Source organism: Microbacterium sp. LMI1-1-1.1, from assembly GCF_040815675.1.
Lineage (GTDB): Bacteria > Actinomycetota > Actinomycetes > Actinomycetales > Microbacteriaceae > Microbacterium.
Genome location: NZ_JBFPNN010000001.1, coordinates 1,149,223 through 1,172,066, shown reverse-complemented (window position 1 = coordinate 1,172,066; position 22,844 = coordinate 1,149,223). Strand labels below are relative to the sequence as shown.

Genomic DNA, 22,844 nt, shown 5'->3' with positions numbered 1-22,844 from the left:
GCTGTGATTCCCAGCCGCACGCCCTGACGCACTTCCCCGGCGCCAGGTCGATGCGGATGGGGATCAGAGCCCGGGACCGGATCCGGAGAATCATGGACATCCGCGACATCCACACCCCCGTCCTCCTCGAGCGCTGTGCCGAGCTCCTCGGCCCCGCGCTGCAGCGCGAGGGCAGCGTCTTCGTCGACGGCACCCTCGGCATGGGCGGCCATTCCGAGGCGTTCCTCGAGCGCTTCCCGACGACGCGACTCATCGGCCTCGACCGCGACACCGACGCCCTCCGCATCGCGGGGCAGCGGCTGGCGCGGTTCGGCGATCGCGTGACCCTCGTGCACACCGTCTACGACGGCATCGCCGCGGCGGTCGCCTCGGCGGGAGTGGACAAGGTCGACGGCATCCTCTTCGACCTCGGCGTCTCGTCCCTGCAGCTCGACGTCGCCGACCGCGGCTTCGCCTACGCCCAGGACGCCCCGCTGGACATGCGCATGGACCAGACGAGCGGCGTGACCGCCGCCCACGTCCTCGCGACCTACGGCGAAGGCGACCTGCGACGCATCTTCGAGCGGTACGGCGAGGAGAAGCTGGCCGGGCGCTACGCCCGCGCCATCATCGCCGCACGGGCGCAGGCCCCGCTGGAGCGGTCGGGTCAGCTCGTGGACGTGCTGCAGGCCGCGACGCCGGCGGCGGTCCTGCGCGAGCGCCACCCCGCCAAGCGCGTCTTCCAGGCGCTGCGCATCGAGGTGAACGCCGAGCTGTCCGTGCTCGAGCGCACCATCCCCGCCGCGCTGGACGTGCTCGGCGTGGGCGGTCGCATCGTCGTGCTGTCGTACCAGTCGCTCGAGGATCGACTGGTCAAGCGCGTGTTCGCCGAGGCATCCACGTCCACCGCCCCGCGCGGTCTGCCCGTGGAGCTGCCCGAGCACGCCCCCAAGTTCCGACTCCTCGTCCGCGGCGCCGAGCTCGCGAGCGAGGAAGAACGCGCGGCCAACCCCCGCGCCACCCCGGTGCGTCTGCGCGCCGCCGAACGGGTCGAGGAGGCCGCATGAGCACGTCGAACGCCGCCCTGCTGCCGGAGTTCCCCACCCCCGTCCGCACCCCGCGGCGCCTGCAGCCCGTCCCCGCCGCGCCCGCGCGCCGGCGCGCCCCGCGCCGGGCGTTCGGTGTGATCGCGGTCACCGGGGCGGTGCTGATCGCGCTCGTGCAGATGGGTCTGTCGATCCTCACGACGCAGAGCACGTTCGAGATCTCCACGCTCACCCAGCAGCAGCGCGACCTCACGTACCAGAAGCAGATCCTCTACGACGAGGTCGCGGGGCTCAGCTCGCCGCAGTACCTCGCCGCCAACGCGTCCGCCCTCGGGATGGTCATCGACGAGTCGCCCACCTACCTGCGCCTCAGCGACGGCGCGGTGATCGGCTCCGGACAGCCCGCGGAGGGCGCCTCGTCCATCGACGCGCTGGGCCGCGGCTCGGTGCGCAACGCCCTGATCGCCGGCGTCCCCCTCGTGACCGACCCGGCCGCCGACGCCGAGGCTCCCGCCGCAGGATCCGACGCCGCCGGGACCTCGGACCCCGCCGCAGGCACCGACCCCGCCGCGTCGACGGATGCCGCCGGGGGAGTGGTCGCGGTCGAGGGGCCCGGCGACGCCTCGCGCACTCCGGCCCCCACGATCACGACACCCCCGTCGATCTCCGACGGTCTCCCGACTCCGGCGACACGATAAGCCCATGACGACGATGCTCACGCGGTCCCCGCGCCGCCGTACCGTGGTCGCCCTCGCCGTCGTGCTCATCGTGCTGACGGCGTTCATCATCCGCCTGGTCGACATCCAGGTGGTCAACGCCGGCGAGCACGTCGACGACGCCAAGGCCATGGGCATGCAGAGCCAGCGCACCGTGTACGGCACGCGCGGCTCGATCGTCGACGAGAACGGCGTCACGCTGGCATCCAGCGTCCGCCGTTACGACGTGGCGATCGACCCGTCCCTCGCCGTCGACGGGATCAGCTACCGCGACGACGACGGCCAGAAGGTGACGCGGTCGTGGGCCGACATCGCCGGAGAGATCGCGGCGATCACGAAGCAGGACGTGGCCGAGGTCGAGAAGATCGTCGTCGACGCGCACGCCGCGAACCCGTCGTCGCAGTGGGCGCAGATCGTCAAGAACGTCTCGACCGAGCAGTACCGGGCGCTCGCCGACCTCGGCGTGCCGTTCCTCAGCTTCACGCCCCAGCCGGCGCGGGTGTACCCCGACGGCGCCGTGGCCGGCAACCTCATCGGGTTCGTCGGCAGCGACGGTCAGCCGCTGGCCGGGCTCGAGTCCGCCGACGACTCCTGCCTGCAGTCCACCGACGGCTCGGTCGTCTACCAGCGGGGGCGCTACGGCGGCGTGCTGCCCGGCACCGAGGTGGAGACCGCGCCGGCGATCGACGGCGGTACGCTCAAGCTCACGATCGACCGCGACCTGCAGTGGTACCTCAGCCAGCTGATCGCCGAGCAGGTGCAGAACACCGGCTCGCTCGGCGGCACCATCACGGTCGTCGAGGCCAAGACCGGCAAGGTCCGGGCGCTCGCGGAGTACCCCGCCGTCGACCCCAACGACCCGACCGCCACGCCCGCGGCCGACCGCGAGAGCCGCGCCTTCGCCGGGCCCAACGAACCCGGCTCGACCTTCAAGGCCCTCACGGCCGCCATCGGGCTCGAGACCGGGGCCTTCGACGCGAGCACGACCGTCACCGCGTCGTCGTCCGAGACGATGCCGAACGGCGCGCGCGTCCGCGACGCCTTCGTCCACCCGGCGAACAACTACACGCTGACCGGCGTGCTCATCGACTCCTCGAACGTGGGCATCAGCAAGTTCGGCGAGATGATTCCCGTCGAGACGCGCTACGACTACCTGAAGAAGCTCGGCATCGGCACGCCCACCGCGATCGGCTTCCCCGGCGAGTCCGGCGGCATCCTGCGTCCGGTCGCCGACTGGGAAAACCAGACGTTCTACAACACGACGTTCGGCCAGGGGCTCGCGGTCACGGTGCCGCAGCTGGTCGGGGCGTATCAGACCATCGCCAACGGCGGCGTGAAGATGCCGCTGTCGCTGGTGGAGAGCTGCACCGCGGCGGACGGGACCGTGACCGACGTGCCCGACGCCGAGGGGGAGCGCGTCTTCTCCGAGGGCGTCGCCGACCAGGTCTCGCTCATGCTCGAGAACGTGGCCACCCAGGGCACGCTCGCATCGCAGGTGTCGATCCCGGGTTACCGGGTCGCGATCAAGACCGGAACGGGCGAGAAGTCGGACCCCGAGACCGGGGCCTACAAGCAGGGCGCGTACTACACGACCATGATCGGCTTCGCGCCCGCCGACGACCCCCAGTACGTCGTCGCGGTCAACCTCGACGAACCCCGGACGGTAAAGTCGTCTGCGGCCACCGCGCCTGCCTTCCAGAAGGCCCTCACCCAGGTCCTGAAGAACTATCGAGTGATCCCGTCCGGAACGACCACCCCCGAACTCCCCAAGTTCGGCTGACCCCGCCGGATGCCGTCCCCCCACAGGAAGGGCGTCCGCACACAGCCATGATCTCTCTGAGCCTCTCCGACATCTCCGCCGTGCTCGGCGGGCGTCTCGTCCTGCGCGGCGCCGACACCGAGGCATCCCTCGTCTCCGGTCTCGTCGACACCGATTCCCGTCTCATCGAGCCGGGCGACGTCTTCGTCGCCAAGCCCGGCGAGACCACCGACGGGCACCTGTTCGTCGCCGCCGCCGTCGAACGCGGGGCCGCCCTCGCCATCGTCGAGCGCGAGGTGGACGACCCGGTGTCGCAGATCGTCGTCCCGGATGCCGTGGGCGCCCTGTCCGTTCTGGCGCGCGAGGTCGTCGCGCGCGTGCGCGCCCGCGGGGATCTGCGCGTCGTCGGCATCACCGGGTCCAACGGCAAGACCACCACCAAGAACCTGCTCGCGCGCATCCTCGCGGACGAGGGCGAGACCGTCGCTCCGCGCGCCTCCTTCAACAACGAGGTGGGCGCCCCCCTGACGATGCTGCGGGTCACCGACGACACGCGCTTCCTCGTGAGCGAGTTCGGGGCGAGCGCGCCCGGGGCCATCGCGCGCCTGGCCGGACTCGTGACGCCCGACATCGGCGTGGTGCTCATGGTCGGCATGGCGCACGCCGGCGGCTTCGGCGGCATCGAGTCGACCTTCCACGCCAAGAGCGAGCTCGTGAAGGCCACCCGCGAGGGCGGCCTGGCCGTCCTCAACGCCGACGACCCCCGTGTGGCCGCCATGGAGCCGATCGCGCGCGAGCGCGGGATCGACGTCCGCTGGTTCGGCCGGGGCGAGCGCGCGCAGGTGCGGGCGACGGACGTCGAGGTCTCGGCATCCGGCACCCGGGCCCGCCTGCTCGTCGACGGCCAGGAGTTCGACCTCACGTTGCGCGTGCTCGGGGAGCACCACGTCATGAACGCCCTCGCCGCCCTCACCGCGGCGATCGCGCTCGGCGTGACCCCGGCCGACGCCATCGCGCGACTCGAGACCGTCGAGATCGCCGAGCGCTGGCGGATGCAGCCGCTCGGTTCCGACCGCGTGCGCATCATCAACGACGCCTACAACGCGAGCCCCGACTCGATGGCCGCGGCCCTCCGTACGCTCGCGCAGATCACGGCCCCGCACGAGCGCACCGTCGCCGTGCTCGGCGCGATGAGCGAGCTCGGCGAGTACGCCGAGGAGGAGCACGACCGCATCGGACTCCTGGCCGTCCGGCTGCGCATCCAGCGCATCGTCGTGATCGGTCAGGACGCCCGCCGCATGTACCTCGAGGCCATCGCGCAGGGGTCGTGGGACGGTGAGGCGGTGTTCTTCGCCGACGCCGACGCCGCGTACGACTACCTGCTCACCGAGCTGCGCGACGGCGACCGCGTGCTGGTCAAGTCGTCCAACTCCGCCGGGCTCAGGCTGCTCGGCGACCGTCTGGGAGAGGCGTTCGCGTGAGGTCACTTCTGACGGCGGCAGCGATCTCGCTCGCCTTCACCCTCTTCCTCACCCCGGTCTTCCTGCGGTGGTTCCGCAAGTGGGGCTGGGGGCAGGTCATCCGCACCCCCGAGAACGTGCACAACCCGTCGCACGCCGCCAAGCGCGGCACGCCGACGATGGGCGGCACCATCTTCATCCTCGGCACGATCGTCGGGTACCTGATCGGCTCCTTCGCCGGCAACAACCCGCCGACGGTGTCGGGTCTGCTCGTCCTCTGGCTGATGGTCGGCTTCGGCGTCGTCGGATTCATCGACGACTACATGAAGATCCGTCAGCAGCGCAGCCTCGGGCTGTCGGGCTGGCGCAAGATCGCCGGCCAGGTCATCGTGGCGGTGCCGTTCGCCATCGTGGCGCTGAACTTCCCCAACAACTTCGGACAGACGCCCGCCTCCGCCTACATCTCGGTGTTCCGGGACATCCAGCTGCTGTCGTTCTTCGCGCTCGGCCCGATCCTCGGATGGCTGCTCTACCTCGCGTGGATCTCGCTCATCGGCACGGCCACGTCGAACTCGGTCAACGTCGCCGACGGACTCGACGGCCTCGCCGCGGGTTCCGGCATCTTCGTCGTCGGCGCCTACAGCCTCATCGCGTTCTGGCAGGTGCAGCAGGTCTGCACCGGAGCGCTCGACCCGGCCGTGCAGCCGGCCTGCTACGCCGTCCGGGATCCGTTCGACCTCGCGATCGTGTCCGCGGCGTTCGTCGGCGCCCTCGTCGGGTTCCTGTGGTGGAACGCGCCGAAGGCGAAGGTGTTCATGGGCGACTGCGGCTCGATGGCCATCGGCGGCGTGATCGCCGCGATGGCGATCCTCACTCGCACGGAGCTGCTGCTCATCCTCGTCGCGGGCGTCTACGTCATCGCCTCCGGCTCGGTGATCCTGCAGCGCGCCTACTTCAAGGTCACCCGCGGCAAGCGCCTGTTCCTCATGAGCCCGCTGCACCACCACCTCGAGATGCGGGGGTGGCCCGAGGTCACCATCGTCGTCCGCATGTGGATCATCGCCGGACTGCTGGCGGTCTCCGGGGTCGGCTTCTTCTACGTCGAATGGCTGTCGCGCGCATGAGCTCCCCTCGTCTGGACTCCCTGACCAGCTGGTACGCCGAGTGGCGCGGCCTCCGCGTCGCCGTGCTCGGCCTGTCGGTGACGGGCTTCTCCGTCGCCGACACCCTCGCCGAGCTCGGTGCCGAGGTGCTCGTCGTCACCGAGAAGGCCGCGGAGGAGTATGCGCGGTTGCTGCCGGTCATCGGCGCAGGGCTCCACGTCGGTCCTCTCGACGCGCCGCCGGCCGAGCTGGTCGACTTCGCGCCCGAGGTCGTCATCGCCTCGCCGGGCTTCCCGCCGTCGCATCCGGTCATCCGCTGGACGCAGGAGAACGGCATCGCCCTCTGGGGCGACGTCGAGCTCGCCTGGCGCGTGCGCGACAAGGTCGTGCGGCCCGACGGACGCCCCGCGGACTGGGTCCTCATCACCGGCACCAACGGCAAGACCACGACGACGCGCCTGACCGCGGAGATGCTCGTCGCGGGCGGTCTCCGTGCCGCCCCCGTCGGCAACATCGGCACGCCGGTGCTCGACGCGGTGCGCGACCCCGCCGGGTTCGACGCATTCGTCGTCGAGCTGTCCAGCCACCAGCTCTGGTACCTCAACCTGCAGACCGGCGACGACGCTCTCTCGCCGCACGCCGCCGTCTGCCTGAACCTCGCCGACGACCACCTCGAGTGGCACGGCGGCGCCCAGGAGTACCACGACGCGAAGGCCGGGATCTACGCCCGCACACGCGTCGCCTGCGTCTACAACAAGGCCGACGAGGCCACCCGCGGCATGGTCGAGGACGCCGAGGTGATCGAGGGAGCCCGGGCCATCGGGTTCGACCTCGGCATCCCCGGTCCGAGCGACCTCGGCGTCGTCGAGGGCATCCTCGTCGACCGGGCGTTCCTCGCCGAGCGGGCGACCTCCGCGCTCGAGCTGACGACGGTCGAGGACCTCGCCGCGCGGGGTCTCGCCGCGCCGCACATCGTGGCGAACGTCCTCGCCGCGAGCGCCCTCGCGCGCTCCCTGGACGTGCCGCCGGCGGCCATCCGCGACGCGCTCCTGCGCTTCACGCTCGACCCGCACCGCATCCAGGTCGTCGCCGCGCATCGCGGCGTGACCTGGGTGGACGATTCCAAGGCCACCAACCCGCACGCCGCGTCGTCGTCCCTCGCGGCCTATCCCGGTGCCGTGTGGGTCGTCGGGGGTCTGCTGAAGGGCGTCGACCTGAGCGACCTCGTCCGCGCCCGCGGCGGAGCGGCGCGCGCGGTCATCGTCATCGGCACGGAGCGCGCCGACATCGTCGCGGCGTTCGCGCGACACGCCCCGGCGGTGCCGCTGTTCGAGGTCGACCACGCCGAGACTGAGGACGTCATGGCCCGGGTCGTCGATCTGGCGGCGGGCGTGGCCCGGGACGGAGACACCGTTCTCCTGGCTCCCGCGGCGGCGTCCTTCGACCAGTTCGCGTCCTACGCGGACCGCGGCGAACGCTTCGCGGACGCGGTGCGGTCGTGGATCGCGAGCCAGGACGACTGACCGAACGAGCGGACCGGAAGGGGACACCGTGACCACGACGGCACCTCCTCCCCACCAGAGCCCCGACGAGGCTCCGCGTGAGCGCGGCGGCCTCATGGCGCGGGTGTCGCTGGGCAAGGCTTTCGCGCCCGTGCCGAGCGAGTTCCTGCTGATCGCCTCGACGGCACTGCTGCTCACCGGCTTCGGCCTCGTCATGGTGCTCTCGGCGACCTCGGCGCTCGACGGTGGACAGAGCCCGTTCGAGCACGTCATGAAGCAGGGCGTGTTCGCGCTGCTGGGCGTGCCGTTGATGTTCGTCCTCAGCCGTGCTCCGCTGAAGTTCTGGAAGCGGATCGCGTGGCCCGCCCTCATCGGCGCGCTGCTGTTCCAGCTGCTGGTGTTCACGCCGCTGGGCGTCGAGGCCAACGGAAACCGCAACTGGATCGACCTCGGGTTCGTCCAAGCGCAGCCGGCGGAGTTCCTCAAGCTCGCCCTCGCGCTGTGGCTGGGGTACGTGCTCTTCCGCAAGCAGACGCTGCTGGGCGTCTGGCACCACGTCTTCATCCCCGTGGTCCCCGTCGCCGCCCTCGTCATCGCCACGGTCATGGGCGGCCGGGACCTCGGCACGGCCATGGTCCTGGTGCTGGTGCTGCTCGGCGCGCTGTTCTTCTCGGGCGTCAAGCTGCGCATCTTCGTGCTGCCGGCGATCGCCGCGCTCGGCGCGGTGGCCGTGCTCGCGGTGACGAGCGCCGACCGCATGCGCCGCATCATGAGCTTCCTCGACCAGGACTGCCTCGCGCAGTACCTCGGCGACTGCTACCAGCCGCTGCACGGCATCTGGGGGCTCGCTGCCGGCGGCGTGTTCGGGGTCGGACTGGGCAACTCGGCGGAGAAGTACGACTGGCTCCCCGCGGCCGCCAACGACTACATCTTCGCCATCGTCGGCGAGGAGCTGGGACTCATCGGCTGCATCGTCGTGCTGCTGCTGTTCGCCCTCTTCGCGGTGGGCGCGTTCCACGTCATCCGCCGCACCGACGACCCGTTCGTCCGCATCGTGTCGGGCGCGATCACCATCTGGATCGTCGGTCAGGCTCTGATCAACATCGGCGTGGTCCTACGGGTGTTCCCCGTGCTGGGTGTGCCGCTGCCGTTCATGTCGCAGGGCGGGACGTCGCTGCTGTCGGTGCTCATCGCGTGCGGCGTGCTGCTGTCGTTCGCTCGCGGGCTGCCCGAGCGGCGCCCCGCGGACGCTCCCGTGGCGTCGGCGCGCCGGCGCCGCTGAGGACGCCGGAGAAGCCGCGCCGGCGCCGCTGAGGACGCCGGAGAAGCCGCCGCGCCGACCTCGCCGAGGACGGCGGAGCCGGCGTCGCTGACTACGGTGGAACGGTGACGACCTACCTCCTCGCCGGCGGCGGCACCGCCGGCCACGTGAACCCCCTGCTCGCCGTCGCCGATGGGCTGCGCGCCCGCGACGCCGCGGCCGACGTGCTCGTGCTCGGCACCCGCGAGGGGCTCGAGGCGCGTCTCGTGCCGCTGCGCGGGTACGAGCTGCTCGTCGTCCCCAAGGTCCCCTTCCCGCGCCGGCCGAACCGTGCCGCCGCCGCCTTCCCGTCCGCCTTCCTCCGTGCCGTCGCGCTAGTCCGCCGCTACATCCGCGAGCGCGGCGTGGACGTGGTCGTCGGCTTCGGCGGCTACGCGTCCGCCCCCGCCTACGTCGCGGCACGGCGGGAGCGCATCCCGTACGTCGTGCATGAGGCCAACGCCAAGCCCGGGCTCGCCAACGTCCTCGGGGCCCGTGGGTCGGCGGCGGTTGGCGTCGCGTTCGAGGGCACCCCGCTGCGCGGGGCGGAGGTGGTCGGGATGCCGCTGCGTCGCGAGATCGTCGAGCTCGAGGCCTCCGGTCTCCGCGAGGAGGCGGCGCGGCACTTCGGACTGGATGCCGCCGCCCCGACGCTCCTCGTCTTCGGCGGCTCGTTGGGGGCGCTGCGTCTCAACGAGGCCTTCGGCGGCGCGTGGCGCGACGTGCGGGAGGCCGGCTGGCAGCTGCTGCACGTGACGGGGGAGAAGTCGGACCTGGCCGATCCGGGGGAGCCCGGCTACGCGGTCGTCCGCTACGTCGACCGGATGGACCTCGCCTTCGCGCTCGCCGACCTGATCGTCTCGCGCTCGGGGGCGGCGACGGTGAGCGAGATCAGCGCCCTCGGCATCCCGGCGGTGTACGTGCCCTACGCCGTCGGCAACGGGGAGCAGCGCCTGAACGCCGCGTCCGCGGTGCGGGCGGGCGCCGCGCTGCTGATCCCGGATGCGGACTTCACCGCGGACCGGGTGCGGACGGACATCGTGCCGCTGCTGCGCGACGAAGAGCGCCGCGCGGCCATGCGGGCCGCCACGGCGCGGACGGGGACGCGCGCGGGCACCGAGAACGTCATCGCCCTCGTGGACCGCGCCCTCGCGCGCTGACACGACCGGCAGCGCTGACACGACCGGCAGCGCTGGCTCGACCCGCGGCGCCGGCGAGGGCAGCCCCGCTGGGCGTGCCAGGACGGCCCCCTCGGCCGGGCGACGTAGGATCGCAACGCCATGATCAGACCCGACCTGAGCCTCCCCATCCCCGAGTCCATCACCGCCGCCCACTTCATCGGGATCGGCGGCTCGGGCATGTCCGGCCTCGCCCGCATGTTCCTCGACCGCGGCATCCGCGTCTCGGGGTCCGACCGCGCCGACAGCGCGGCCCTCCGCGACCTCGCCGCCCGCGGCGCCACGGTCCACATCGGCCACGACGCCGCCCACCTCGGCGACGCCGACACCGTCGTGCACACGGGGGCGATCTGGCCCGAGAACCCCGAGTTCGTCACGGCCAAGGAGCGCGGCCTCCACGTCATCCACCGGTCCCAGGCGCTGCACTGGCTGATCGGCGGCCGGCGCCTGGTGTCCGTCGCCGGCGCGCACGGCAAGACGACCTCGACCGGCATGATCGTGACCGCGCTCCGGGCCCTCGAGCTCGATCCCACCTTCGTCAACGGCGGCGTCATCGCCGACCTCGGCGCCTCCAGCGGCACGGGCTCGGACGACCTCGTCGTCATCGAGGCCGACGAGTCCGACGGCACGTTCCTGCTGTACGACACGTCCGTCGCGCTCATCACCAACGTCGATCCCGACCACCTCGACCACTACGGCTCCCGTGACGCGTTCGACGCCGCCTTCGCGCGCTTCGCCGACGCGGCGGGGGAGGCCGTCGTCATCTCGGCCGACGACCCGGGGGCGCGGTCGGTCCGCGAGCGGATCACCCACCGCACCGTCGTCACCTTCGGCGAGGACGCCGACGCGGACGTGCGTCTCGGCGGCATCCGCACCGACGGGCCCGTCGCCTTCACCCTCACCGCCGGCGACGAGACCGTCGACGTGCAGCTGAGGGTGCCCGGCGCCCACAACGCGGTGAACGCCGCGGGGGCGGTCGCCGTCCTGCGGGTGCTCGGACATCCCCTCGCCGACGCCGCGCGCGCCGTCGAGGGCTTCGGCGGCACGGTGCGCCGGTTCGAGCTGCACGGCGTGCAGCGCGGGGTGAGCGTGTTCGACGACTACGCCCACCACCCGACGGAGGTGGCCGCGGCGCTGTCGGCGGCCCGCACCGTCGTCGGGGACGGCCGTCTGATCGCGATCCAGCAGCCGCACACCTACTCCCGCACGCAGGAGATGTACCGCGAGTTCGCGGAGGTCCTCGAGACGCACGCGGACCACACGGTCATGCTCGACGTCTTCGGCGCCCGCGAGGACCCCGTGCCCGGCGTGACGGGAGAGCTCGTCAGCGGCGCCTTCGCCGACCCCGCCCACGTGCACTACGTGCCGGACTGGCAGCAGGCCGCCGACTACACCGCCTCCATCGCGCGTCCCGGCGACTACGTCATCACCCTCGGCTGCGGCAACGTCTACCAGCTCATCCCGCAGGTCCTCGACGCGCTGGCGCGCACGGACGGCGCGGCGGTCTGAGCCATGGACCGGCCCTCGCCCCTGCCCACCCCGCCCGCGGCGGAGCGCCGGGCTCCCGCCCCGGCACGGGAGGCGAGGCCGACGGCATCCGCTCGTCCGGATGATGCGGCCCCGTCCCGTCCGGCCGTCGCCGCGGCGGACCGGACAGTCCCCCGGGAGACCGCGGTCGACCCGGAGACGGATGCCACGGGCACGAGCCTGCGCGACGTGTGGCGGGCCTCGCGGGCCCGGCGCCGCGCCCTCCGGGCCGAGGTCAAGCGCTTCACGGTCCGGCAGCGCCGGCGGCGGCGCGTCTGGATCGGCGTCGGCGTCGCCGTGCTGGTGACCGTCCTGGGCACCGCGGGCGCGGCCTACAGCCCGCTCTTCGCCCTGGAACGCGTCGAGGTGGTCGGCACGTCGCAGCTGGACGCGGCCGCGGTGACGGCGGCGCTGGACGACCAGCTCGGCACGCCCCTCGCGCTCGTGGACGACAGCGCCGTGAAGGCGGCGCTCGTGCGGTTCCCGCTCGTGGAGTCCTACACCCTCGAGGCGCGTCCGCCCCACGACCTCGTCGTGCGCATCGTGGAGCGCACCCCGGTCGGCGCGATCGAGTCCGACGGCGTCTTCACGGTGGTGGATGCCGCCGGCGTGGCGCTCTCGACCTCGTCCCAGGCCCCGTCGGGCGTGCCCCTGCTGCGGGTCGACGGCGGCGCCGACTCCACCGCGTTCCGCGCGGCGGGCCGCGTGGTGCGGGCGCTGCCCGACGGCATCCGCTCCCAGGTGGCGGAGGTCACCGCCACGACGGCGGACGACGTCGCGTTCACCCTGACCGGGAGCGGGTCCCGCGTGGTGTGGGGGAGCGCGGACGAGTCGGCGGAGAAGGCCGTCGTCCTGAACCTCCTCCTGCAGAAGAGCCCGCCGCAGGCCGGTCGCGAGTACGACGTCACATCCCCCGAGGCCGGCGTCGTCCGCGGATAGTCGGGGCGATGTTCCGACACGCCGCGTGTCGATCGGTCGGGGCGGGAAGCGCCGCCTACCTTCGAGCTAAGGAATTGCATACCGGGCAATTCTTTAACCCTCAACATGAGGTTTAGAGTTTCGGGTTCGGGGATAACGGAGGCCGGCATGAGCCACAACCAGAACTACCTCGCCGTCATCAAGGTCGTCGGTGTGGGCGGAGGCGGCGTCAACGCCGTCAACCGCATGATCGAGCTGGGCCTGCGCGGCGTGGAGTTCATCGCGATCAACACCGACGCGCAGGCGCTGCTGATGAGCGACGCGGACGTCAAGCTCGACGTCGGCCGAGAGCTGACGCGCGGCCTCGGCGCCGGTGCGGATCCCGAGGTGGGCCGTCGCGCCGCCGAGGACCACGCCGAGGAGATCGAGGAGGCGCTGCGCGGCGCCGACATGGTCTTCGTCACCGCGGGCGAGGGCGGCGGGACCGGCACGGGCGGCGCGCCCGTCGTCGCCAAGATCGCGAAGTCGATCGGCGCCCTCACCATCGGTGTGGTCACCAAGCCGTTCTCCTTCGAGGGCCGTCGTCGCCAGAGCCAGGCCGAGGGCGGTGTGGCCCGCCTGAAGGAGGAGGTCGACACCCTCATCGTCGTCCCGAACGACCGTCTGCTCGAGATCAGCGACCGCGGCATCTCGATGATCGAGGCGTTCGCCACGGCCGACCAGGTGCTGCTCGCCGGTGTCCAGGGCATCACCGACCTCATCACGACCCCCGGTCTCATCAACCTCGACTTCGCCGACGTCAAGTCGGTCATGCAGGGCGCCGGTTCGGCCCTCATGGGCATCGGCTCGGCCCGCGGTGCGGACCGCGCCATCAAGGCCGCGGAGCTGGCCGTCGAGTCGCCCCTGCTCGAGGCCTCCATCGAGGGCGCCCACGGCGTGCTGCTGTCGATCCAGGGCGGATCGAACCTCGGCATCTTCGAGATCAACGACGCGGCCCAGCTCGTCAAGGAGGCCGCGCACCCCGAGGCGAACATCATCTTCGGAACGGTCATCGACGACACGCTGGGCGACGAGGTGCGCGTGACGGTCATCGCGGCCGGCTTCGACGGCGGCGAGCCCTCGCTGCGCATCGACGCCGTCGGTGCGGCGCGCCCGGCCGCGACCCCGGTCCTGCCGTCCATCCCCGCGGACGACGTGGCGCGCGACCTCGACGCCGCCGAGGAGCAGAAGGCGGCCACCGATCGCGGGACCGAGCGCACCCCCGAGCGCGCGCCCGAGCCGGCCCCGGTCGTCGCCCGCGTGCCCGAGAGCTCGTTCGACGGCTACGCCGACGACGACCTCGACGTGCCCGACTTCCTCAAGTAAGCCGCGCGGCAGCGAGCGGGTCCGGTTCCGACCGGGCCCGCTCTGCCGTCGAAGGAGACCCATGGATGCCACCCTCGCCGACCGGCTGGCGGACGTCGACGCCCGCATCGTCGAGGCCGCCCGTGCCGCGCACCGGGACCCCGCGGAGATCACCCGGATCGTCGTGACGAAGTTCCACCCCGCGGCGCTCGTGGCGGAGCTCCACGCGCTCGGCGTCCGACACGTGGGCGAGAACCGTCAGCAGGAGCTGAGCGCCAAGCGGGAGGAGCTCGCGCATCTGCCCGGTCTCACCTGGCACTTCATCGGCCAGGCGCAGACGAACAAGGCCCGCGCGGTCCGCGCCGCGGCGGACGTCGTCCACTCCGTCGACCGCCCCCGGATCGCCGACGCGCTCGACGCGGCCGGCGGCGACGACGTCCTCGACGTGCTGCTGCAGGTGAACCTCACCGAGGACCCGGGTCGCGGCGGCGTCGCGCCCGCGGAGGTGGAGGCGCTCGCGACGCACGTGCACGCGCTTCCCGGGCTGCGCACGCGGGGCGTGATGGCCGTCGCCCCGCTCGACGAGGACCCGGCGCGCGCCTTCGAGAGGCTGCGCGCCGCCTCGGACGTGCTGCGCACCCTCGACCCCGCCGCCGGGTGGATCTCGGCCGGCATGACGAACGACTTCCCGGAGGCGATCGCGATGGGCGCGACACACCTACGGATCGGCTCGGCAATCACGGGTCCGCGGCCCGTGCGCGGCTAGCCTCGAACCAGACGAGCGAACGGAGGATGCGATGTCGAACCCGCTCAAGAAGACGATGGTGTACCTGGGACTCGCCGACGAGGAGGAGACCTATGAGGAGCCTGCCGCGCAGCCGGTCGCTCGCAAGCAGCCGCAGCCGGCTGCTGTCGAGAAGACCGCGCCCGTGACGCCGCTGCACCGCCCCGCCGTGGTGCGTCAGCCGACGGCCGGACCGGTCAGCGAGATCCTGACGGTGCACCCCAAGCAGTACCGCGACGCTCAGACGATCGCCGAGAACTTCCGCGAGGGCATCCCGGTCATCATCAACCTGTCGCAGATGAGCGATGCGGACGCACGTCGTCTGATCGACTTCGCGAGCGGACTCTCGCTCGGACTGTACGGCCGCATCGAGCGGGTGACGAGCAAGGTCTTCCTGCTCTCGCCCGAGAACATCGCCGTCTCCGGCGACGGTGCGATCGCTCAGGCCGACCCCGAGGTCGCGCCGTTCGCGCAGCCGTAATCCTGTGGCCGTCCTGAGCCTGGTCGGCTCCATCCTCAGCACGCTCCTCTTCATCTACATCATCGTGCTGCTGGCGCGTCTCGTGCTGGAGTACATCCCGCTGTTCAATCGCGAGTGGCGCCCGCGCGGAGCGAGCCTGGTCGCGGCGGAGATCGTCTACACGGTCACCGACCCGCCCATCAAGCTCCTGCGCCGGGTGATCCCGCCGCTGCGCATCGGGGGCATCGCGATCGACTTCGCTTTCGCGATCACGATGTTCCTCTGCTTCCTGCTTCTGAGCGTCACCCGGTCCCTCGCGGCCCTGTGACGATCCGCCGCCGCCCTTCGACACCGGAGAAGGGCGGCGGCTATGCTGTTCCGAAGCGGTACGCCCCGGTGCGACACCCCCACAGTTCCGACTCAGAGCTCTCGAAAGAGGAAACACCATGGCACTGACCCCCGATGACGTCGTCACCAAGCAGTTCCAGCACGTGCGGTTCAAGGAGGGCTTCGACCCCGACGAGGTCGACGACTTCCTCGACGAGATCGTCGTCGAGTGGCGCAAGACCATCGCCGAGAACGAGGAGCTGAAGGCCAAGCTCGCCGCGTACGAGAACGGTGAGGCCGCTCCGGCCGCCGCCGCCGCTCCCGCCGCCGAGGAGCCCGCCGCCGCCGAGGAGCCCGCCGCCGAGGCCCCGGCCGCCGCTGCCCCGGCCCCCGCCGCCGAGCCCGACACGGCCCCCGCCGCCGCTAGCGCCGGCATCATCGAGCTGGCCCAGCGCCTGCACGACGAGCACGTCGCCGAGGGCAAGGCGCAGCGCGACCAGCTCATCTCCGAGGCGCAGGCGCAGGCGGCATCCATCGTCGCCGAGGCCGAGCAGAAGGGCCGCGAGGAGCGCGCCCGTCTCGAGAAGGAGCGCACGACCCTCGAGGGTCGTATCACCGAGCTCCGCACCTTCGAGCGCGACTACCGTGCACAGCTGCGCTCGTACATCGAGGGCCAGCTCCGCGACCTCGACACCTCGGCGTCCACCTCGGGCTCGACCCCGGTGTCGGCCATCGGCCTGTAAACCCTTTTGCGCAGTCGACCCCCCCTGCGTGCGGCGGCGGCCGGCATCCTCATCGCGATCCTCGCGGTGACGGTGCTGGCCGCCGACCAGTTCACCAAGGTCCTCGCCATCGCGTCCCTGCCACCCGAGCAGGTGGTGCCGATCCTCGGCGAGTTCCTGCAGTTCTACCTCGTCCGCAACCCGGGCGCCGCGTTCTCCCTCGGCGAGGGCGTCACGTGGTTGTTCACGATCGCCCTCGCGGTGGTCGCGGGTGTGATCGTGTTCCTCGCCGTCACCCGCGTGCGGTCGCGGCTGTGGGCGACCGTGCTCGGTCTGCTGCTGGGCGGCGTGCTCGGCAACCTCACCGACCGCCTGCTGCGCGACCCGGGCTTCCCGGTCGGGCACGTCGTCGACTTCATCTCGACGCCCTGGATGATGCCCGCCATCTACAACGTGGCCGACATGTTCATCGTCACGATGATGATCTCCGTCGCGCTCCTCGTCCTGTTCGGGCTCCGCCTCGACGGCACGCGCGAGACGCGGGCGTCGCGCGAGGCCGAGGCCGCCGCGGCGGCCGACGACACCGCCGCGCCCGCCGGTGAGGCCGCTACGGCCGCTGACACCGCCGCGCCCGCCGCTGCGGCCGCTGACACCGTCGCGCCCGCCGACCGCCGTCCGGCGACGTCCGAGCGACCCGCCGACGACAGCCGACGCGCCCAGCCCGGAGAGGCGGCGGACACCGCCGAGCCGGGGACCCGCTGACATGGAGTCGCGGAGCCTCCCCGTCCCCGACGGGCTCGACGGAACGCGCATCGACCAGGCGCTCGCCAAGATGCTCGGGTTCTCGCGCACCTTCGCGGCGGACGTCGCCGACGCCGGCGGCGTGACCGTCGACGGGCGCACCGCCGCCCGCTCCGACCGCCTGCGGGCCGGGTCGTGGCTCCTCGTCGAGTGGGAGCCGAAGCGCGACCCCGAGATCGTCCCGGTCGCGGTGCCCGATCTGGGCATCGCCTACGACGACGACGACATCGTGGTGGTCGACAAACCCGCGGGCGTGGCCGCGCACCCCTCGGTCGGCTGGGACGGGCCCACGGTCCTGGGCGCCCTCGCCGCGGCGGGATACCGGATCGCGACGACGGGCGCCGCCGAGCGGCAGGGGGTCGTGCACCGTCTCGACGTCGGCACCAGCGGCCTCATGGTCGTCGCCAAGAGCGAGCGGGCGTACACGCTCCTCAAGGCCGCGTTCAAAGAGCGCGAGGTCGAGAAGGTCTACCACGCGGTCGTCCAGGGGCACCCGGACCCGCTCGCGGGGACGATCGACGCCCCCATCGGACGGCACCCGAGCCACTCCTGGAAGTTCGCCGTCACACCGGACGGCAAGGACTCGGTCACCCACTACGAGACGCTCGAGGCCTTCCCGCGCGCCTCGCTGCTGGAGATCCACCTCGAGACCGGACGCACCCACCAGATCCGGGTGCACATGGCCGCCCACCGTCACCCGTGCGTCGGCGACCCGCTCTACGGAGCCGACCCGACGCTGGCCGCCCGGCTGGGGCTGACCCGGCAGTGGCTGCACGCCCATCGGCTCGCCTTCGCCCACCCGGCGACGGGGGAGTGGGTCTCATTCGAGTCCGCCTACCCCGCCGACCTCGCGCACGCTCTCGAGCTGCTGAGCGACGGAATCTGACGACACGCGCGGGAGACGTCCTCCGACTGGGTGTCCGCCACGAACATCGCGAGGCGATGTCGGAGGTCGACCGTAGACTCGACGCGTGGCAGCAGACTCCTTCGTTCACCTCCACGTGCACAGCGAGTACTCGATGCTCGACGGCGCTGCGCGCATCGGCCCGATGGTCCAGGAGGCCGTCACGCAGGGGATGCCGGCGATCGCCGTCACCGACCACGGCAACACGTTCGCGGCCTTCGAGTTCTACAAGACCGCCAAGGACGCGGGCATCAAGCCGATCATCGGCATCGAGGCCTACGTCACCCCCGGCACCCACCGCTCGGACAAGGCGCGTGTGCGCTGGGGCACACCGGAGCAGCAGGGCGACGACGTGTCCGGCTCGGGCGCGTACACGCACATGACGCTGCTGTCCGAGACGACCGAGGGCATGCACAACCTGTTCCGCCTGTCGTCGAAGGCGAGCATGGAGGGCTACTACTTCAAGCCCCGCATGGACCGCGAGCTGCTGCAGACGTACGGCAAGGGGCTCATCGCGACGACCGGGTGCCCCTCGGGCGAGGTCCAGACGCGGCTGCGCCTCGGCCAGTACGACGCCGCGCGAGCGGCGGCGGCGGAGTTCCAGGACATCTTCGGCAAAGAGAACTACTTCGCCGAGATCATGGACCACGGCCTGTCCATCGAGCGCCGGGTCATGAGCGACCTGCTGAAGATCTCGAAGGACCTCGGCATCCCGCTGGTCGGCACCAACGACCTGCACTACACGCACCAGCACGACGCCACGAGCCACGCGGCGCTGCTGTGCGTCCAGTCGGGCTCGACGCTCGACGACCCGAAGCGCTTCAAGTTCGACGGCGACGGCTACTACGTCAAGTCGCCGGCCGAGATGCGCCAGGTCTTCCGCGACAACCCGGAGGCCTGCGACAACACGCTGCTCATCGCCGAGCGGTGCGAGGTCGAGTTCGACACCTCCGCCAACTACATGCCGCGCTTCCCCGTGCCCCCGGGCGAGACCGAGGGCAGCTGGATGATCAAGGAGGTCGAGAACGGCCTGCAGGACCGCTATCCCGGCGGCATCCCGGATGCCGTCCGGAAGCAGGCCGAGTACGAGACCGACGTCATCCTGCAGATGGGGTTCCCCGGCTACTTCCTCGTCGTCGCCGACTTCATCAACTGGGCCAAGCGCAACGGCATCCGCGTCGGTCCCGGTCGTGGATCGGGAGCCGGCTCGATGGTCGCGTACGCGATGAAGATCACCGACCTCGACCCGCTGCAGCACGGCCTCATCTTCGAGCGCTTCCTCAACCCCGACCGCGTCTCCATGCCCGACTTCGACGTCGACTTCGACGACCGTCGTCGCGGCGAGGTCATCCAGTACGTCACGGAGAAGTACGGCGACGAGCGCGTCGCTCAGATCGTCACGTACGGCACGATCAAGGCGAAGCAGGCGCTCAAGGACGCCGGTCGCGTCCTCGGCTTCCCGTTCAGCATGGGCGACAAGCTCACCAAGGCGATGCCGCCGGCGGTGATGGGCAAGGACATGCCCCTCGACGGGATGTTCAACCCGGAGCACCCGCGCTACAAGGAGGCGAGCGAGTTCCGCACGCTCATCGAGACCGACGCCGAGGCGAAGACGGTCTTCGACACCGCGCTCGGGCTCGAGAACCTGAAGCGGCAGTGGGGTGTCCACGCCGCGGGCGTCATCATGTCGAGCGAGCCGCTCATCGACATCATCCCGATCATGCGCCGCGAGCAGGACGGCCAGATCGTCACGCAGTTCGACTACCCCGCGTGCGAGTCGCTCGGCCTGATCAAGATGGACTTCCTCGGGCTGCGCAACCTCACCATCATCAACGACGCGCTCGACAACATCGAGGCCAACCGCGGCCATCCGCTCGTCCTGGAGGACCTGGATCTCGACGACGCGGCCTCGTACGAGCTGCTGGCGCGCGGCGACACGCTCGGCGTGTTCCAGCTCGACGGCGGGCCGATGCGCTCGCTGCTGCGCCTGATGCGCCCCGACAACTTCGAGGACATCTCGGCCGTGCTGGCGCTGTACCGCCCGGGTCCGATGGGCGTGAACTCGCACATCAACTACGCGCTGCGCAAGAACAAGCAGCAGGAGATCGAGCCGATCCACCCCGAGCTCGAGGAGCCGCTGGCCGACATCCTCGACACGACCTACGGCCTCATCGTCTACCAGGAGCAGGTGATGGCCGTCGCCCAGCGCGTCGCCGGGTACACGCTCGGACAGGCCGACCTGCTGCGTCGCGCGATGGGCAAGAAGAAGAAGAGCGAGCTCGACAAGCAGAAGGAGATCTTCTTCGGCGGCATGACCGAGCGCGGCTTCGGCGAGGTCGCCCAGCAGACGCTGTGGAAGGTGCTCGAGTCCTTCGCGGACTACGCCTTCAACAAGGCCCACACCGCCGCATACGGTCTCGTCTCGTACTGGACCGCGTACCTCAAGGCCCACTATCCCGCCGAGTACATGGCCGCGCTGCTGACGAGCGTGGGCGACTCGAAGGACAAGATGGCGGTCTACCTCAACGAATGCCGCCGCATGGGCATCAAGGTGCTCCCGCCCGACGTCAACGAGTCCATCCGCTTCTTCGCCGCCGTGGGCGAGGACATCCGCTTCGGCCTCGGCGCGGTCCGCAACGTCGGCACGAACGTCGTCGACGGGATCGTGGCCGCGCGGCAGGAGGCCCCCTACACGTCGTTCCACGACTTCCTGTCGAAGGTCCCCGTCCACGTCGCGAACAAGCGCACGGTGGAGTCGCTCATCAAGGCCGGGGCGTTCGACTCGCTCGGCTCGACACGGCGCGCCCTGGTCGAGATCCACGAGGACGCCTGCGAGGGCGCCGTGCTCGACAAGCGGCGCGAGGCCAACGGCGAGGTCGGCTTCGACTTCGACTCGCTCTGGGACGAGCCCCAGCAGGTGCAGAAGGTCCCCGAGCGGCCCGAGTGGACGAAGAAGGACAAGCTCGCGTTCGAGCGCGAGATGCTCGGCCTGTATGTGTCGGACCACCCCCTCGCGGGTCTCGAGGTGCCGCTCGCCAAGCACGCGTCGACGTCGATCCACGACCTGCTCGCCTCGGAGGACGTGCAGGACGGCGATCAGGTCACCGTCGCCGGACTGCTCACGAGCGTGCAGCACCGCGTCGCGAAGCAGAGCGGCAACCCGTACGGCATGGTCACCGTCGAGGACTTCAACGGCGAGGTGACCGTGATGTTCATGGGCAAGACCTACGCGGAGTTCGGCCCGGCGCTCGTGGCCGACAGCATCATGGTCGTCCGCGGGCGCGTGTCCCGTCGGGACGACGGCCTCAATCTGCACGCGCAGAGCGCGTTCGCGCCCGACCTCGAGGGTCTCGACGAGACGAGCGGCCTGGTGCTGATGGTGCCGGAGCAGCGCGCCAACGAGGCGCTCGTGGGCGAGCTCGCGCAGATGCTCCGTCGGCATTCAGGCAGTACAGAGGTGACGCTCAAACTGCACAAAGCGGGCACGGCGAAGGTCTTCGAGGTGCCGCTGCCCGTCCGCGTCACCGCCGACCTGTTCGGGGAGCTGAAGGGGCTCCTCGGCCCCAACTGCCTCGGCTGAGCACCCCGCCGTGCCGACGGCTGTCAACCCGGGCGGACCGGCGGCGATCTCGCGGCACGCTCGATATGTGACGGTGCGCCGGGAGCGTTCCGGCACTCTGGATACGTGACGGTGCGTGCGCGCTCCGAAACCCCCGGATACGTGACGGTGCGCCTGGCGCTCCGGCACCATCGATACAGTGACGACGCGCTCCGGCGCTCGGAAAGGATGATCGTGACTGATCGCAACGACGACCACATCGCCGCGGTGGCGGCCTCGGACGACGGCGCCACGGGGCGCCCCGCCCCCGACGGGACCGCGGGGGAGACCCCCACCGCCGGCGCGGCGCACACGTCCCGCCCGCACGACGCCGACGCATCCGCGCGACCGGGCGCCGCCCGCCCCGACTCGACGGACGCGCCGCAGTACGGCGTCGGCCCGTTCTCGGTGCGCGAGGTCGTGCTCCTCGGAATCTGGGCCGTCGCGTTCCTCGTGTCGTTCTTCCGCCTCAACGAACTCGTCGTTCCGGCCCGGGTGCTGGTCGGCGGGTCGAACGTCTGGCTGTCGGGTCTGTGGTGGATCCCGGCCATTGCGCTGCCGACGGTCGCCGTGGGTCTCATCGTGCTGCGCCGCCTGTCGCCCCAGGGCATCCGGCGCGTGGGCTCGCTCGGCATCGACCAGTTCGCCTCCGTCGCGTTCTCGGTCGCGGCCCTCGTGTGGGTGGCGTGGGTGTGGGACACCGTCGCCGTCGCGAACGAGGCCGGCTTCTGGCCCCGCTCCTGGGTCGTGTGGGTGGAGGCGGCCCTCATGGTCGCCGGTGTCGTCTTCACCGTCTTCGCGCCGTTCATCCCGCCGTTCGAGCAGGACTTCCAGCGTCGCGACGAGATCCCCGCGCACCGCAACGCCCGGCCGATCGCCGGGGTCGTCCCGCGCCCGCGCGCTCCGCGCGCCCCCCGCGCGCCCCGCGCCCCGCGCGCCGCGGCGTCGAAGCCCGCCGCCGCACCGGCTCCGTCCGACGTCCGCCACGAGGGGGACGCCCCCGGGTCGTACACGGGCTCCGTCGATCTTCCCCACGACGGGGCACCGGCGACGACGGTGCTGCCGGCCTCCACCGGCGGTCACGACGCCGACACCCACGACACGGACGTGTTCGCGCCGCTGCGCGACGACACCGGCGCGCAGACGGCCGTGCACGACACCCACGGCGACGAGCCCCACCCGCACGCGGCGCAGGCGTTCTGGGCGCTCGTGCCGGAGGAGCGCGAGATCGTCGACGACTACGGCACGCCCATCTTCCACATCGGCCCCACCGCCTGGGCGCTCGTGGTCGAGGACCGCGGCGAGACGTTCGTCGTGCGCCACGACGACGGCCGCATCGGCTACCTGCACGACGTCTCCGGCGTCACGCGCGGCTGACCACCTGAGCAGCGCCTGCGAGCCGCTCCGCCTCGGGGC

General features: G+C 71.6%; 19 protein-coding genes. All 19 read left to right on the top strand.

Translation table 11 applies throughout. From position 1 onward, the window contains the following. The first annotated feature begins 92 nt into the window (after positions 1 to 92). The 19 genes from rsmH to MRBLMI1_RS05405 all read left to right on the top strand — a co-directional run bounded on the left by rsmH (position 93) and on the right by MRBLMI1_RS05405 (position 22,805). Entirely contained in the window at positions 93 to 1,046 is a 954-nt protein-coding gene (rsmH, locus tag MRBLMI1_RS05495; RefSeq protein WP_367727368.1) for a 16S rRNA (cytosine(1402)-N(4))-methyltransferase RsmH, read from the top strand. Then, positions 1,043 to 1,723: a hypothetical protein gene (locus tag MRBLMI1_RS05490; protein ID WP_367727367.1), complete on the top strand. Its 681-nt coding sequence runs from the start codon at positions 1,043 to 1,045 to the stop codon at positions 1,721 to 1,723. Before rsmH ends, MRBLMI1_RS05490 begins: the two co-directional genes overlap by 4 nt. A 4-nt stretch (positions 1,724 to 1,727) precedes the next feature. Then, on the top strand, positions 1,728 to 3,521 hold the full coding sequence (locus MRBLMI1_RS05485) for a peptidoglycan D,D-transpeptidase FtsI family protein (RefSeq protein ID WP_367727365.1): 1,794 nt from the start codon (positions 1,728 to 1,730) through the stop codon (positions 3,519 to 3,521). A gap of 47 nt (positions 3,522 to 3,568) precedes the next feature. Further along, positions 3,569 to 4,981, top strand: a complete 1,413-nt coding sequence (locus tag MRBLMI1_RS05480) for a UDP-N-acetylmuramoyl-tripeptide--D-alanyl-D-alanine ligase (protein WP_367727324.1) — start codon at positions 3,569 to 3,571, stop codon at positions 4,979 to 4,981. Continuing rightward, positions 4,978 to 6,084: a phospho-N-acetylmuramoyl-pentapeptide-transferase gene (mraY, locus tag MRBLMI1_RS05475; RefSeq protein ID WP_367727304.1), complete on the top strand. Its 1,107-nt coding sequence runs from the start codon at positions 4,978 to 4,980 to the stop codon at positions 6,082 to 6,084. Before MRBLMI1_RS05480 ends, mraY begins: the two co-directional genes overlap by 4 nt. Continuing rightward, positions 6,081 to 7,586: a UDP-N-acetylmuramoyl-L-alanine--D-glutamate ligase gene (murD, locus tag MRBLMI1_RS05470; RefSeq protein ID WP_367727303.1), complete on the top strand. Its 1,506-nt coding sequence runs from the start codon at positions 6,081 to 6,083 to the stop codon at positions 7,584 to 7,586. The genes mraY and murD overlap by 4 nt, the downstream gene beginning before the upstream one ends. A gap of 28 nt (positions 7,587 to 7,614) precedes the next feature. Continuing rightward, complete coding sequence (gene ftsW, locus MRBLMI1_RS05465; protein ID WP_414685790.1) at positions 7,615 to 8,847, top strand: putative lipid II flippase FtsW; 1,233 nt, start codon at positions 7,615 to 7,617, stop codon at positions 8,845 to 8,847. A 104-nt stretch (positions 8,848 to 8,951) separates the two neighbouring features. Beyond that, the gene (locus MRBLMI1_RS05460; RefSeq protein ID WP_367727301.1) at positions 8,952 to 10,025 is read left to right on the top strand and encodes a UDP-N-acetylglucosamine--N-acetylmuramyl-(pentapeptide) pyrophosphoryl-undecaprenol N-acetylglucosamine transferase; all 1,074 of its coding nucleotides are present in this window, start codon (positions 8,952 to 8,954) and stop codon (positions 10,023 to 10,025) included. A 120-nt stretch (positions 10,026 to 10,145) separates the two neighbouring features. Beyond that, entirely contained in the window at positions 10,146 to 11,552 is a 1,407-nt protein-coding gene (gene murC, locus MRBLMI1_RS05455) for a UDP-N-acetylmuramate--L-alanine ligase (protein WP_367727300.1), read from the top strand. A gap of 3 nt (positions 11,553 to 11,555) precedes the next feature. Continuing rightward, complete coding sequence (locus MRBLMI1_RS05450; RefSeq protein WP_367727298.1) at positions 11,556 to 12,509, top strand: FtsQ-type POTRA domain-containing protein; 954 nt, start codon at positions 11,556 to 11,558, stop codon at positions 12,507 to 12,509. A gap of 147 nt (positions 12,510 to 12,656) precedes the next feature. Then, the gene (gene ftsZ, locus MRBLMI1_RS05445) at positions 12,657 to 13,853 is read left to right on the top strand and encodes a cell division protein FtsZ (protein WP_367727297.1); all 1,197 of its coding nucleotides are present in this window, start codon (positions 12,657 to 12,659) and stop codon (positions 13,851 to 13,853) included. 61 nt (positions 13,854 to 13,914) lie between these two features. Beyond that, positions 13,915 to 14,598 (top strand): YggS family pyridoxal phosphate-dependent enzyme, encoded by a 684-nt coding sequence (locus MRBLMI1_RS05440; protein WP_367727295.1) that lies wholly within the window; start codon positions 13,915 to 13,917, stop codon positions 14,596 to 14,598. 31 nt (positions 14,599 to 14,629) lie between these two features. After that, entirely contained in the window at positions 14,630 to 15,097 is a 468-nt protein-coding gene (locus tag MRBLMI1_RS05435; RefSeq protein WP_367727293.1) for a cell division protein SepF, read from the top strand. A 4-nt stretch (positions 15,098 to 15,101) separates the two neighbouring features. Further along, a complete protein-coding gene (locus MRBLMI1_RS05430) occupies positions 15,102 to 15,404 on the top strand; it encodes a YggT family protein (RefSeq protein WP_367727292.1) in 303 nt (100 codons plus the stop codon). A gap of 118 nt (positions 15,405 to 15,522) precedes the next feature. Then, positions 15,523 to 16,146, top strand: a complete 624-nt coding sequence (locus MRBLMI1_RS05425; RefSeq protein ID WP_367727291.1) for a DivIVA domain-containing protein — start codon at positions 15,523 to 15,525, stop codon at positions 16,144 to 16,146. A gap of 6 nt (positions 16,147 to 16,152) precedes the next feature. Beyond that, positions 16,153 to 16,887, top strand: coding sequence for a signal peptidase II (gene lspA, locus MRBLMI1_RS05420; RefSeq protein ID WP_367727290.1), 735 nt, complete (start codon positions 16,153 to 16,155; stop codon positions 16,885 to 16,887). Position 16,888: 1 nt separating this feature from the next. Further along, positions 16,889 to 17,812 carry an RluA family pseudouridine synthase gene (locus MRBLMI1_RS05415; RefSeq protein WP_367727289.1) on the top strand — a complete coding sequence of 308 codons (924 nt, stop codon included), beginning with the start codon at positions 16,889 to 16,891 and terminating at the stop codon, positions 17,810 to 17,812. Between the two features lie 133 nt (positions 17,813 to 17,945). Next, on the top strand, positions 17,946 to 21,410 hold the full coding sequence (gene dnaE / locus MRBLMI1_RS05410; protein ID WP_387054856.1) for a DNA polymerase III subunit alpha: 3,465 nt from the start codon (positions 17,946 to 17,948) through the stop codon (positions 21,408 to 21,410). A gap of 213 nt (positions 21,411 to 21,623) precedes the next feature. Then, positions 21,624 to 22,805, top strand: coding sequence for a hypothetical protein (locus tag MRBLMI1_RS05405; protein ID WP_367727285.1), 1,182 nt, complete (start codon positions 21,624 to 21,626; stop codon positions 22,803 to 22,805). The last annotated feature ends 39 nt before the right edge of the window (positions 22,806 to 22,844 follow it).